Genomic DNA, 12,890 nt, shown 5'->3' on the forward strand with positions numbered 1-12,890 from the left:
GGTCTATCGCTACCGCTGGTACAGCAAGGCTCTGCTGCCAAAGTGTTTCCAACCGCAGGGGTGCTCTCAGGGCCACGTAACGTACTTTCTTGTTTGTTTGCGTGGCTGACGGGAAAGTTCGTGCGAGAGTCAGGCTACTTGGTCGAATCACTAGCGGCAATTCAGGTTCTTGAAGCGGCGCATCCTGAAGCTGCTGCATGGTGGAAGCAAAATACACCTCACCTTATTCGTCCACGTAGGTATTTCGTATTTCAACAAGGTGTCGGTCATGTCAGCGAGTAGCGTGCTACCAGAGCCCAACACTACAATCCACCGGACCTCCGGCAAGCTGCGCTTGCCTACGTCCGGTGATTTTCAACGTTAGCCTTCATGACGTTCGCACGCCGACACTTTCTCGCAATCGCTGCCACTACCATGGTGGTCATGTTTAGTGGCCATCGAAGCGCTTTTGCCGACAACCAAGGAAAGCCTCTGAAAATGGAAGAACAACAGTTTTGGGCAATCATCCACGCAGCTAAAACCGCCGCTGGCACTGATGTAGAGGCCAGGCCATCAGCATTGGGGGTTCAGCTTTCATCGCTTGATCTAGCGGCCATACAAAATTTTCAGCGCAGCTACGACGAGTTGATCCTTCGCGCAAACCGATGGGACTTGTGGGGCGCCGCCTACGTCATGAACGATGGCTGCTCAGATGATGGATTTCGCTATTTTCGAGACTGGCTTATCTCAGAGGGGCGAGAAGTTTTCGAGAGAGCCTTAGCCAATCCAGATTCGCTAGCCGAATTGCAGCGCCGTGACTATTTCGATCTAGAGTCATTTGGCTACGTGGCACTGAAAACATTTGCTGCCAAAGGTGGCGGTGAGCTGGAGCGCGACTTCTCAAGTGAATTGGCAATGCCGTCTGGAAAGGAGTGGTCAGAACCAGAACTCCCTGCACTTTTCCCAAAACTGGCGGCCAAGTACCTGGAAAGGTGAATGCCACGTTCCTTTGGCCACATCGATGGCTAACATCCGTAAGCGTCCTTTCATGGCCGTCTGGCAAGTAGTCTGAAACAGAGAGAAAGTGGTGTCCGCCAAACAAAGTAGTGGGGACCATTTTTTGGACACAGCAGGGATTGTTACCGGAGGGCGGCGTGGCCGCCCCAATTATCCGCTTGAGTTCAAGCGCCGACTGGCCGTGGAAGCCTGCGAACCGGGAGTCTCGGTAGCAAAGCTGGCACTGCGGTACGGGCTGAACACGAACATGGTGTTCAAATGGCGACGCCAATACCGGGCCGGGCAATTTGATAGGCACGGCGATGGCAAGGCTGTCGGGACACAGCCGCTATTTCTGCCGGTAATCGCAGGACCGGCACAAGGAAAGCCAATAGCCACAAAAGCTGCAGACTCCCCGCAACCGGGGTACATCGAGATCATCCACGGCCAGACCAGCATTCGCGTCTGTGGTGATGTCACGGCCTCGGCACTGCATCTGGTGCTGGATTGCCTGGCGACCCGGGCATGATCGGACTGCCCGCAGGAACACAAATCTGGCTCGCCGCCGGCATGACTGACATGCGCCCCCGAGTTCGACAGTTAAACGCGCAAGCTGTTGTTTTATATGAACCGCAGTTCAAAAACGTGTACTACAAGAGAGAAAGTTGCTGTGGTTGCGTCGGTTTTTTCAATCTCAAAGCGGCAAAAACGCGGTCCTGTGTTTCGGAGAGGCGAGAAATGCCAGTGACTGGCCGTTCGGCCTGATTGATGCGAATCTGATGATGCTGAAGCTTCTGCAACTCCTGCAGCGCCCGCTCCGGCGACAGTTGCGCATCGGCGCTGCTCAATCGCTGTCGCATGACGCGGTAAAGGATCAAGGCAATGAAGCAGATGGCAGCGTGCGCCTTGATCCGCTCTGGCAGTCGATGAAACACCGGGCCAATCTCGATTTCCGATTTCAGCACCCGGAAGCCGCGCTCGATATCGGCGAGCGACTTGTAACGGTCAACCACGCACTGTGGCGACAAATCCGGCGTATTGGTTACCAGCAGCAATTTGCCATCCATCAGTTCAGCCAGCGCCAGGGCATCGGGGTCGATTTCGTAGGCAAAGAGCTCATTCTTCAAATCGACGCGAATGATATTGGCGAGATGCGCATCCTTGACCGCGTGATACAGCCGCGCCTTGGCGCCGCTGTCGGAGAGCTTTTTGCCACGGGCTTTCACCCCGGCATCCTGCGCATCGAGTTTGCCTACCCACGCGTTCGCCTGAGCTTCCAGCGCTTCGATTCGTTCGCGGCGCAATGCCTGGGCATCCTTGGCGACGTCAGGATCGTGGGCAACGACCAAGCGCAATCCACGCCACGGCAATTCGCTGACGATTTCCTGCTCAGCATCGACGCACTGCGCCTGAAAGCTGTCGAGCAGTTCGGCAAATTCGCTGTAGCGTCGTCCGGGAACGGCCAGCACAAATTCCAGTGGCTCACCGCTTTGCAGGCGGATCTCGGAGAGCGCCTCCAGGTTATCCAGCGACAGCAAGCCCCGATCTGCCACCAGCACCACCCTGCAAATCGACGGGAAGCGTTCGAGCACCGTCTTCAAGGTCGGCAACAAGGTGGGCGATTCCGCCGTGTTGCCGGCAAACACCTCGTGATAAATCGGCAGGCCATCGCCCGTTTGCACCACTCCCAGCATGACCTGACGGGCGATGAGGCCTTCCTTGGCCATGCCGAACTGGCGGACATCGCCTTCCTGGTCAGAGGTACCTTCCGTGCGAATGGTGGTCATGTCGTAGAACACCACCGACAATTCCTGATCGATCAAGGGGCGCAGCAAGTTGGCGACCATAGCATCGACTTCAGTTTGATGATCGACCAGGGCATCCATACTGCGCAGCAGATGCTGATGGGTGATCGATTCCACCTCAACGTCCGGCATCGCTACCGTCTCCAGCCAGCGCAAGATACCGAGCTTCGACTCCGGATCACACAGGCGATTGAACACCATGACCCGAATCAGCGCTTCGACATCGATGCTGTGCCGGGTCTTGCGGAACACGCGGCGCAGTTCGCCAAAGCCCAGCGATTCCCACAGTTCGTTGAGTGCCCAGACGTTGCCGAGCGCACGCGCCGATTCGAACTCGACTGCGGGCAATGGAGCATTCAGGAAATCCGGCCGACCGGTGACCTTGAGCAGGCCAGAGATGACGGAATCCAGGCTGTCGGTCAGTTGATCCAGGCGACCGAGCGTGACCAGGGTGCGATGCTTGGCCTTGCCAGCGTCGTCACGGAAGGCTTCGACAAGCTGGAGATACTGGCGCGGACCGGAACGAGTGATCTTGAGGAACATGCCAATACTTTACCAGCACGGCAATGCTTGTCAAATATAGCTATTAAAACCAGCGACGTGCCACTACACGACTTTTTGGAAAATCGCCTTGAAACCCGCATGGCTGCGTGGGCAACTGCTCGAAAATGGCCTTTTTTGGGCTCGAACTGTCGAACTCGGGTGCGCCGTGGCTTTGACGGATTGGCGGCGATTGCACAAGAACACCTGGCAGCCGATCCATTCAGCGGGCATGTCTTTGTGTTTCGTGGCCGACGCGGCGATCTTGTCAAACTGCTCTGGTGGGATGGCGATGGCTTGTGCCTGTTTGCCAAGCGGCTTGAGCGCGGCCGGTTTATCTGGCCGAATGCCACCGAGGTGGGCGTTCACCTGAGCAAAGCTCAACTGTCCATGCTTCTGGAGGGTATCGACTGGCGGCGCCCGGCGCGCTCCTGGCAGCCAGAACGGGCTGCATGAATGGTGCCTGTGGGGGCTGTTCACGGTGCCGGAATTCCCGTAGACTTCGGTCATGCCCAAGTCAGCCTACCCAGCTACCAACCAAGCTTCCAGCGAAGTCTACAGGTTGCGTCAGCAGGTTGAAATACTGACGGAAGAGAACGCGCATCTGAAGTTGCTGGTTGCCAAATACCGTCGCCTCCACTTTGGGCAGAAATCGGAAACCCAGACGCAATTGGGGCAACTTGATCTGGCGCTGGCTTTCGAACCGTTGCCGGTTGCCAAGGTTTCGCCGATGTCATCCTTGCCGGATGAACCGGCAGCCAAGCCGCGAACCAGAAATCGCAAGCCTTTCCCAGAAACTCTGCCGCGCGAGACGGTGACGCATGCACCGGAAGCAGAGTGCTGCCCGGATTGTGGCGGGCAATTCAAGCACCTCGGTGAAGACGTGTCGGAAATGATCGAGTACGTGCCAGCCAGCTTCAAGGTCATTCGCCATGTACGCCCCAAGCTGGCCTGCACCCGGTGTGATCACATCGCCCAAGCAGCAGCGCCCGCCCGTCCGATTCCCCGAGGATTTGCCGGCCCGGCCTTGCTGGCCCACGTACTGGTCGGGAAGTTCTGCGATCACTTGCCGCTCTATCGGCAAAGCGCAATTTATGCGCGCAGCGGTCTGGACCTGGATCGAGCGCTATTGGCCGAATGGGTCGGCCATTGCCACGAATTGCTCTCGCCGCTGGTCGAAGCGATTCGTCGCTATGTTCTGGGGAGCAGCAAGGTGCATGCGGACGACACGCCGTTACCCGTGCTTGCGCCTGGCAAAGGACGAACCAAGACGGCACGGCTGTGGACGTATGTCCGGGATGATCGCCCGGCAGGCAGCAATGATCCGCCGGCAGTCTGGTTTGCCTACTCGGAAGACCGCAAGGGACAGCATCCCCGCGAGCATCTGAAATTCTTCCGCGGCATCCTGCAAGCCGATGCCTATGGCGGGTTCGATGCTCTGTATGAAACCGGCGAGATTCAGGAAGCCGCCTGCTGGGCGCATGTCCGGCGTAAATTCGTGGATGTCTATCGGGCCCAGGCTTCACCGATCGCGGCAGAGGCAATTTCCCGAATTGCCGGCCTGTATGCCATCGAAAGTCAGATCCGTGGCCAATCCCCCGGTGATCGGCAGACAACGCGTCAAGCACAAGCCCTTCCCCTGCTGAACGCGTTGCATGCGTGGCTGGAGGCGCAGCACCAGCGGGTATCGCGCAAGTCCGGCCTCGCTGACGCGATTGGCTATGCACTCAACCATTGGTCGGCCTTGATTCGCTATGCCGCCGATGGCCGGATCGAAATCGACAACAATGCAGCGGAACGCGCATTACGCGGTGTCGCCCTGGGTCGAAAGAACTACCTGTTCGGCGGCTCGGATGTCGGCGGCGAGCGCGCGGCCAGCATGTATTGCCTGATCGGCAGTGCAAAACTCAATGGGATCGATCCCGAGGCTTACCTACGTACGATCCTGACCCGGATTGCCGAGCATCCGATCAACCGGATTGATGAACTGCTTCCTTGGAATCTCTACGCCGATCACGCCGTCCCCTTGCAGAAAGCCGCCTGAAATGAGCAACGTCATTCCCCTGAAGAAACCCAGAGCCAAGAAGATTCCCGATCTATTGCAATTGAAGATCGAATTGGCCTGGATCAAGCCCACGATCTGGCGGCGCATCGTGGTGCCGGAATCGATCACGTTGGGCAATCTGCATCAGGTCCTGCAAATCACCTTCGACTGGTGTGACTACCACCTGCATGAATTCGACTTTGGTGGCGAGCGCTTCGGCATTCCCGATCCGGAATTCGATTGGGAGCCGGTTCGCTCGGAGACACGTATCCAGCTCAAGACCGCCTTGGGCGGCATGACCTCGTTCAAGTACATCTACGACTTCGGCGATCACTGGGAACACCGGATCAAGGTCGAGAAGAAGTTGCCAGGCGACCCGGAATTAAGCCACCGTGCGATGCTTCTCAAAGCTGCCAATGCCGCACCGCCTGAAGATGTCGGTGGCGCCCCTGGCTACCAGGACTTTGTGGCCATCATGGCTGATCCCAAACACCCCGAACACCAGTCAATGTGTGAATGGTACGGCGACACCTTCGATCCCTCATTTGTCGATGTCGTCGCCATCAGCCTCGCCCTGCACGACCTCAAAATCTGATTCAAGACGGCCCCGGAACGACGCTTACTAACATCCCAATCCACCGGACCGTCAAAAAGCTGCGCTTTTTGCCGCCCGGTGATTTAGCACGTTGGGCATCACACCAATGACCCGTGGCCTCTGCATGCAATTGCGCAAGACAGCTGGCTCGGAAAACGAGATGGCATTTCTTGTCCTCGCGTCCGGTTGGGATATTGGCGAATCCGAGCCTATGGAGGTTGGACAACTGGTTGTAAATGTTCCGGCTGAAACCGCCACCTTCTCACCTTCAGGCCCATGGTTACACGACGTAGTCGTCGAACCTTTCGCCGATCGCACGCTTGAGCCACGCGATTCTTACGGTCTTTGGACACGTTGGCTTCTAGAACTCGGGGCGAAGGCACTTACGAAATCAGAGTGTTTAACAAGGTTCGTCTAAGTGTCAGTGATGCCCAACCAATCATTCCACCGGACCTGCGCGAAAAGCCGCGCAGTCCTGTGAATTCAAACGTTAGAGCGCAATTTCCATGACCTCCGCCGCCGACAGCACTGCAACAGAAACCGTCCTTGACATTGTTCTTCGCCACTGGAAAGGGCAAGGGCGATTGTCTTGGGCCTATTGGAAGTTTCACTTTGTCGGTGGTCTGATTTTGCTGTTCGTTCTTGCCGTGCTGTTTCTGTTCATCCTCCCCTTTTCCTATCGGGATGGTGATGGCATTCGCCACTCATCGATCTTTGCGCTGTATCTTGTTGTCGCGGCTTCCACTTACCTTGCCCATGCGATCGCATCCGTTGTCATGATTTGGCGCTGTGGCCCCAATGTCGAGTGGCAAGGCTGGATGGTGCTTTCGCGAATTCAACTTTTCGCTTGGCTCTACAACTGGCTAAAGCTTCTAGCGGTTGCGGTAGGGGGCGTCCTTGCGCTCTCAAGAAACACCACCCAAGTGATTGATTTTAATGAGTGACTCAAGCGAGCTGTTCGGAGGCAACGAGTTTCATACCCATTTTTTCGGCACGCTGCGCCAAATGGCGGAGTACCCGTTGGCGGTAGCGTTCCTCGTAGTAATCCTGTCCTTGATCGGTGTATTCCTCGCCCTTGGTCAGGATCGTATAAATCAGGCGGGCCAGCTTGTGAGCTGCTGCGGTCACGGCCTTGGGCTTGTCCATACGAGCGCACATCCGCCGGAAGTAGGCGCCCAAAGCCGACTGACTACTACGCAGCGCCGCGGCGGCCAGCCGCAAGGCCTGGGCCGCCCGGTTTGCGCAGCGCTTGGTCTTGCCGCTCATGACCTTGCCGCCAGTAATCTTGGTGCCCGGGCAGAGGCCCAGCCAACATGTGAAGTGCTTGACCGTGGCAAAGCGTGACATGTCCGTGCCGGTCTCGGAGATCACCGCCAGCGCCGTGGTCACGTCGATGCCATCGATGCGCGTCAGATCCACACCACACATCCGGAAGAGTTGGGTACGCAGATCAAACTTCGGTGCGTTGCGGGCACGACCCCGCTTCTTGCCTTTGGCCGGATCGCCGTCATGAACCTGCAAACCTTCGAGTTGCGCCTCGATCTCCCGGTCGCACTCGGTCAGCTGGGTACCGATGAAATCGAAGGCCGCCAGTGCTTGCTTGAGTGCGAACAGGTGCTCGGCACGCCAGTTACCTTGCAGACTCTTGGCAATTTCATCAACGCTGGCCCGAATGCGGACGTTCTTCATGGCGGCCAGCACCCGACCATCACGCTCGCCGGCGACGATAGCCCGCAGAATCTTCTGGCCGGTTTCGCCCACCACATCCGAGATGACGTTGCTCAACTGAATGTTCATCTGGGTCAGCGCCTTTTGCATGTGCTGCACATGCCGCCCCTGACTCTTCAAGAGCATGCCGCGCTGACGCCACAGCGAACGCAAGGCACAGACTTCATCGTTCGGCCGAAACGCCCCACTGAGCAGTCCATAGGTCATGAGTTGTTGCAGCCACTGGCAGTCGAGTACGTCGGATTTGCGCCCCGAGACGTTCTTGACGTGACGGGCGTTGACCAGCAGCACCGTGAAGCCCCGCGTCTCAAGCAGTTCGAACAGGGGAATCCAGTACACGCCCGTCGATTCCATCGCCACGGTATCCACGCCACAACGGGTCAGCCAGTCGGCCAAGGCGTTGAGGTTGACCGTGAAACTGGGAAACTCTCGCACCGGTTCGTCATCCCGCTCCGGCGGCACAGCCACGAAATGGGAGGCGCTGCCAATATCGATGCCGGCGGCGTTGGGGTGGGTGATCGTCAGGGCGGCTCGGGACTTGCCCGGTTTAAGGTTGAGGCTTGCACGATTGCGTTGGGCCATGGCTTGCTCCATCATTCGTTGCGGAAAGTGGTGCCGCATCGGGTACGTCGTCTTGCTCACTCTCTCAAACGGGATATTGGCCCGACGGCTGCGAACCGCCTGACCAATTCACCAATGTCGATGACGTCACCCAGGACCACGCTAACCCGCGGGCAATATGCACCATTGCTACTCCGGTCTTCCGCGGCACCGCTTTCCACCTTGCCACAACGCGCTCGCCGCGTGTTTCTTCGGGGCGATTTGCGGCGCCGACCCGATTACTTCGCTAACCCTGCGGTCCACCGGACGCTGCGCGATAAAGCCGCGAAGCGCCGGTGACCTCCACGTTGGGCGTCACCACAGCTATGACGACTACTCAAGAGTCCCTTGAACGGTACGCCGCGAAATTGCTGTTTCAATATCGCGTCGTCACCAAAGGCGCATCAAACAAGCGACGGCTGTGCGAAGAACGCATCGTGATTGTTCAGGCTGAGACAGCTAGGCACGCTCTGGCTCTTGCCAAAGACGTTGGACGCAAAGCTCAGCACTCGTACAAGAATGGGCTTGGTGGAAAGGTCAATTTTCAGTTTGTCGGTGTTCTCGATCTTCTTCACCTTGGAGTTGAATGCGAAGAAAACGAAGTCTGGTACGACATCACAGAGCGGCTAATGCCTATGGAGCGTCAACGGAAGATTGTTCCGCCCGAACACAAATTGAACGCCATCGCTCAGGAGATCGTCCGCGCATGACCGATATCAAAGAGTCACTTGAGCGCGCTCGACCGGTGACGCCCAACCCATCCTTCCAGGGGACCGCCGGCAAGCTTTGCTTGCCGGTTCCCTCCGCCCTTCGGGCTCCGGCGGCCCCTGAAGTCAAACGTTGGGCGTCATCAAAATGAAGGTCACCGTGCAGAATGGCGCAACACACGGGCTAAGCCGTAAAGAGGCTGAGATCATCATCCGCATGCTGCCTCCCTCGTTACGTAGGATTGCCAAATCGCTCGTGCTCAACGGAACTAGGGAGCCAGAGATCTGCGTCACGTATCACGAGAAGGCGCAAGTCATTGGTTTGTACTGGCCAATGGATAGGAATCCACCGCCCTTGAAGTCGGAAGCCATCAACGAGCTATTAGCCGCGCTATCAATCATTGCAGAGAGCGGCAACCTCCCCGGGCGAGTCAGTCATTCCCTGCGGTCGCGTCACCTCGCGGCCGTCAGTGCCATTGCCAAGAAATGCGAAGAGGCGTTTTCGCAATGACGCCCAACCATTCGTTGCAGGGGACCTTGCGCATAAAGCCGCGCAAGGTCCCTGAACTCAAACGTTGGGCGTCATGCTAGTCCGCTACTGGTTCCCCACTGACACTGGCTTCGGGCTTGGGGTCACAGCTCACTCAATCCAGGATGCCAATGAGTTGCTGTCGTCTGTCGGCTACGTGGCGGGGCGCGACTTCAATTCTTCGCGCGTCATTGAGAACGTGAGTGTCGGCGCCCTCGACGAAAACCATGTTGTGCCAAACATCGGGCCAGTTGTTGTCCGCGGCGTTTGGTTTCCGTGTCGGAACATATGAGCACTCGTCACCCACAACTTCAACTCATGTTCGACCTCAATGACTTGGTCCTCATCAACAACGCCCTGAACGAAATCATCAATGGGCCTGCTGCAATCGATACCGCCGAGTTTCATGCGCGTACCGGTGCCACCATTGAGGAAGCTGAGCGTCTGCTATCGCGTGTCGCTCGCGCCATCGATCTCCGTAGTGCGCAATGAGGATTGTTGCCCTATGACGCCCAACCGTAAGCCACCGGCAAACCCAGCTTGATTTCTGACTCAGGCAGCGGATTCTGGCAGCCAGCGATGCGGGAGCAATTCGCCGATCCGGCTGTTGGGCTGGGTTGGCAGGCGAGACAGGATGTCTTTCAGGTAGAGGAAGGGATCGTGGCCATTGAGCTTGGCGGACTGGATCAGGCTCATGATGGCGGCAGCCCGCTTGCCAGCACGCAGACTACCGGCAAATAGCCAGTTCTTCCGGCCCGTGGCAATCGGGCGGATGCGGTTCTCGATCCAGTTGTTGTCGATCGGCACCTGACCGTCGTCGATGTAATAGACGAGCGCCGTCCAGCGTTTGAGGCTGTAATCCATCGCTTTGGCCGTCGATGAGCCGTTGGGTACCTGGCATCGGTGCCGGGGCAGCCAATCGTGAAATTCATCGAGAATCGGTTTGGCCTGCGCCTGACGGATTCGTTGCCGTTCGTCAGGGCTCAATTCGGCAACTTCCCGCTCCACCTGGTAGAGCTTCTGAATGTAGGCCAGTGCCTGCTGGGCAATCTGGCTCTGATTGTTGGCATGCAGATCGAAGAATTTCCGGCGTGCATGCGCCATGCAGCCGGCTTCGGTCACGCCATCGGCAATCAGCGCCTTGTAGCCTGCATAATCGTCGCAGACGAGTGTGCCGCGCCAGGTGTCGAGGAATTCCTGGGCATGCTTGCCGGCCCGGCTGTCGGCGAAATCGTAGATGACGGCCTTGATCGGCTCGAAGGCGCCGATGCTGTAGGACCACAGGTAGGCCCGATGCGTCTTGCCGGCGCCGGGGTCGAGCATCGCCACCGGGGTTTCGTCGGCATGCAGCACTGGGTAGCTCAGCATCTCGACCTTCAGGGCATCGACCAGGGGTTGCAGGGTGACGCCCATCCGGCCGACCCACTCGGCCAGGGTCGATTGCGGGATCGGCAGACCGGCCCGGCCGAAGATCCCTTCCTGACGGTACAGCGGCAGGTGATCCAGGTACTTGGCGATCAGCACATGGGCGAGCAGACCGGCGGTCGGAATGCCCTTGTCGATCACCTGGGCGGGCACCGGGGCCTGGATCAGCGTTTCACATTGCTTGCAGGCCCACTTGCCGCGGATGTGGCGTTCGACCGTAAAGGTGCCTGGCGTGTAGTCCAGCTTCTCGGCGATATCTTCGCCGATGCGTTGCATCTGGCAGCCGCAGGTACAGGTGGTCGAGTCCGGTTCGTGGCGGATTTCGGTGCGCGGCAGTTCCGGCGGCAAGGGCTGGCGCTTGGCCTGGCCCTTCGGTTTCGATTCGGAAAGCTGCTCGAGTTCTTCGGTGATCGCCGCCATGTCGGCGGCGAGGGTTTCCTCGAACAACTGGCCCTGTTCCACCGGCAGGCGTTCGGCCTTGATGCCGAAGTAGTGGCGCTTGTAGTACGCGACTTCATGCGTCAGCTTGTCGATCTTGATCTTGCGCCAGTTGAGTTCGCGATCCTTGTGCGTGATGACTGCCGATTGCTGGCGAACCAGTTCGCGCAGTTCGTCGGCGGTCAGTTGATCGAGGTTGGCGGGCAAGGTCATGACCGACATCATGCCGCCAGCAAGACGAACTGACTATCGTGGACTTCCCCAATGGTGGACGGTCATAAAACCCGGATCACCCCGCCATCGGCCAGACGTTCCCACGGCAGGCCAAGCATCAGCGCATCGAATTGCCCCCGGGTCAGGGCGACGCGGCCATCGCCGGCGCGAAGTTGAAACCGTCCCTGGTTCAGACGACGGTTGGCCAGCCAGACGCCGTAGCCATCATGCACCAGCACCTTCAGACGGGTTCCGCGGCGGTTGGCAAAGAGATAGGCATGGTGTGGCTGCGCCTCGCCGAAGGTCCGCACGACCTGGGCCAGGATCGTTTCCGTTCCTGCACGCATGTCGAGCGGCCGGGTCGACAACCACAAGGCATCGACCCGGATCATCGCAGCCAGTCGATCAACCAGGCGGCACAATCGCCGGCGGCCTGGGCCGGCCAGTCGAGCTTGATCGCGGTGTTGCCCCGGCGGACTTCGATCCGGATATCTCCCAATGTCGGCATGGCCGGGGCCATCGGCAATTGCACGAAGGCCGGTGCCGGCGTCGCTTCGAGCACAGGCATCGCTACGCGTCGCGTCGGTGGTTCGATCCCGCGCTCACGCATCCAGCGGCGGACCTGATTGGCGTTAACGCCATTGGCCATGGCAATGCCGGCGACCGAGGCGCCTGGTTCGCAGCACGCCTCAATCACCGCCAGCTTGAATTCCTCCGGGTGATGCCGCCTGCGCCGACTTGGCTTCTTGATCTCCATCGAAAGTGTCCACCATCGTTTATAAGGGGACACGATCTTCGCGGTCTAGCACGTCAATTTATAGATGGGTTTGCCGGGCGCTTACGGCGCCGACTTGGCTTCTGGATTTCCATCGAAAGTGTCCACCATCGTTTTTAAGGGGACACGATCTTCGCGGTCTAACGCGTCAATTTACAGATGGGTTTGCCGGGCGCTTACGGAATTTCCACACGGAAGCGCAACAGAAGTGCAGCAACACTGCCGCCAAAACGTAAAAAGCCCGCCAAAAGGCGGGCTAAGTGCTTGAATCCTTGGCTCGCCGAGAATGACAGTTCTGAGAACTGGGTAGTCCGGCTATCGATTCCCTAAATTCTGGGCTTTTCAACCCCTACGTGGGCCCCTACCAGAGAAAGCGACCGCCGTTGCGCCTCGGCAAGGCCCCCCGCCCCGCAAAAGGTCAATAGTTAAACGGCTCCAGGCACAACAACCGTCACAACACCTGAAGAGCGAAGAAAGCAATTGTGGAGTCGTTGCCCGACGACTCCACTACTCAAG

14 protein-coding genes are annotated in these 12,890 nt (G+C 58.3%); 9 read left to right on the forward strand and 5 right to left on the reverse strand.

Going from position 1 to position 12,890, the window contains the following annotated elements:
• Positions 1 to 477 precede the first annotated feature (477 nt).
• Both AC0KWY_RS06090 and tnpA (AC0KWY_RS06095) read left to right on the forward strand, forming a co-directional pair.
• Positions 478 to 975 (forward strand): DUF4240 domain-containing protein, encoded by a 498-nt coding sequence (locus tag AC0KWY_RS06090; RefSeq protein WP_474028746.1) that lies wholly within the window; start codon positions 478 to 480, stop codon positions 973 to 975.
• Positions 976 to 1,066: 91 nt separating this feature from the next.
• Complete coding sequence (gene tnpA / locus AC0KWY_RS06095; RefSeq protein ID WP_474028747.1) at positions 1,067 to 1,504, forward strand: IS66-like element accessory protein TnpA; 438 nt, start codon at positions 1,067 to 1,069, stop codon at positions 1,502 to 1,504.
• A gap of 121 nt (positions 1,505 to 1,625) precedes the next feature.
• Here tnpA (AC0KWY_RS06095) and AC0KWY_RS06100 read toward each other — a convergent pair whose 3' ends face one another.
• Positions 1,626 to 3,323: an IS1634 family transposase gene (locus tag AC0KWY_RS06100; protein ID WP_474026189.1), complete on the reverse strand. Its 1,698-nt coding sequence runs from the start codon at positions 3,321 to 3,323 to the stop codon at positions 1,626 to 1,628.
• 99 nt (positions 3,324 to 3,422) lie between these two features.
• Here AC0KWY_RS06100 and tnpB (AC0KWY_RS06105) point away from each other — a divergent pair, with 99 nt between their 5' ends.
• The 4 genes from tnpB (AC0KWY_RS06105) to AC0KWY_RS06120 all read left to right on the forward strand — a co-directional run bounded on the left by tnpB (AC0KWY_RS06105) (position 3,423) and on the right by AC0KWY_RS06120 (position 6,903).
• Positions 3,423 to 3,776, forward strand: a complete 354-nt coding sequence (gene tnpB, locus AC0KWY_RS06105; protein WP_474029702.1) for an IS66 family insertion sequence element accessory protein TnpB — start codon at positions 3,423 to 3,425, stop codon at positions 3,774 to 3,776.
• Positions 3,777 to 3,828: 52 nt separating this feature from the next.
• On the forward strand, positions 3,829 to 5,364 hold the full coding sequence (gene tnpC, locus AC0KWY_RS06110; protein ID WP_474028748.1) for an IS66 family transposase: 1,536 nt from the start codon (positions 3,829 to 3,831) through the stop codon (positions 5,362 to 5,364).
• Position 5,365: 1 nt separating this feature from the next.
• Positions 5,366 to 5,959, forward strand: a complete 594-nt coding sequence (locus AC0KWY_RS06115) for a plasmid pRiA4b ORF-3 family protein (protein ID WP_474028749.1) — start codon at positions 5,366 to 5,368, stop codon at positions 5,957 to 5,959.
• A gap of 506 nt (positions 5,960 to 6,465) precedes the next feature.
• Positions 6,466 to 6,903, forward strand: a complete 438-nt coding sequence (locus tag AC0KWY_RS06120; RefSeq protein ID WP_474028750.1) for a hypothetical protein — start codon at positions 6,466 to 6,468, stop codon at positions 6,901 to 6,903.
• A gap of 1 nt (position 6,904) precedes the next feature.
• Here the strand turns inward: AC0KWY_RS06120 and AC0KWY_RS06125 are convergent, their stop codons facing one another.
• Positions 6,905 to 8,269 carry an IS110 family RNA-guided transposase gene (locus tag AC0KWY_RS06125; protein WP_474028751.1) on the reverse strand — a complete coding sequence of 455 codons (1,365 nt, stop codon included), beginning with the start codon at positions 8,267 to 8,269 and terminating at the stop codon, positions 6,905 to 6,907.
• A gap of 314 nt (positions 8,270 to 8,583) precedes the next feature.
• Here AC0KWY_RS06125 and AC0KWY_RS06130 point away from each other — a divergent pair, with 314 nt between their 5' ends.
• The 3 genes from AC0KWY_RS06130 to AC0KWY_RS06140 all read left to right on the forward strand — a co-directional run bounded on the left by AC0KWY_RS06130 (position 8,584) and on the right by AC0KWY_RS06140 (position 10,015).
• Positions 8,584 to 8,997: a DUF4288 domain-containing protein gene (locus tag AC0KWY_RS06130; RefSeq protein WP_474028752.1), complete on the forward strand. Its 414-nt coding sequence runs from the start codon at positions 8,584 to 8,586 to the stop codon at positions 8,995 to 8,997.
• Positions 8,998 to 9,127: 130 nt separating this feature from the next.
• Positions 9,128 to 9,505, forward strand: a complete 378-nt coding sequence (locus AC0KWY_RS06135) for a hypothetical protein (RefSeq protein ID WP_474028753.1) — start codon at positions 9,128 to 9,130, stop codon at positions 9,503 to 9,505.
• Positions 9,506 to 9,841: 336 nt separating this feature from the next.
• On the forward strand, positions 9,842 to 10,015 hold the full coding sequence (locus AC0KWY_RS06140) for a hypothetical protein (protein ID WP_474028754.1): 174 nt from the start codon (positions 9,842 to 9,844) through the stop codon (positions 10,013 to 10,015).
• Positions 10,016 to 10,075: 60 nt separating this feature from the next.
• Here the strand turns inward: AC0KWY_RS06140 and tnpC (AC0KWY_RS06145) are convergent, their stop codons facing one another.
• From tnpC (AC0KWY_RS06145) to tnpA (AC0KWY_RS06155), 3 genes are all read right to left on the reverse strand, one after another.
• Positions 10,076 to 11,599, reverse strand: coding sequence for an IS66 family transposase (tnpC, locus tag AC0KWY_RS06145; protein ID WP_474028755.1), 1,524 nt, complete (start codon positions 11,597 to 11,599; stop codon positions 10,076 to 10,078).
• Between the two features lie 62 nt (positions 11,600 to 11,661).
• Positions 11,662 to 11,991, reverse strand: a complete 330-nt coding sequence (tnpB, locus tag AC0KWY_RS06150) for an IS66 family insertion sequence element accessory protein TnpB (RefSeq protein WP_474026110.1) — start codon at positions 11,989 to 11,991, stop codon at positions 11,662 to 11,664.
• Entirely contained in the window at positions 11,988 to 12,356 is a 369-nt protein-coding gene (gene tnpA / locus AC0KWY_RS06155) for an IS66-like element accessory protein TnpA (protein ID WP_474028756.1), read from the reverse strand. The genes tnpB (AC0KWY_RS06150) and tnpA (AC0KWY_RS06155) overlap by 4 nt, the downstream gene beginning before the upstream one ends.
• Positions 12,357 to 12,890: the final 534 nt, after the last annotated feature.

It is taken from the genome of Azonexus sp. MM2026_4 (assembly GCF_055901855.1).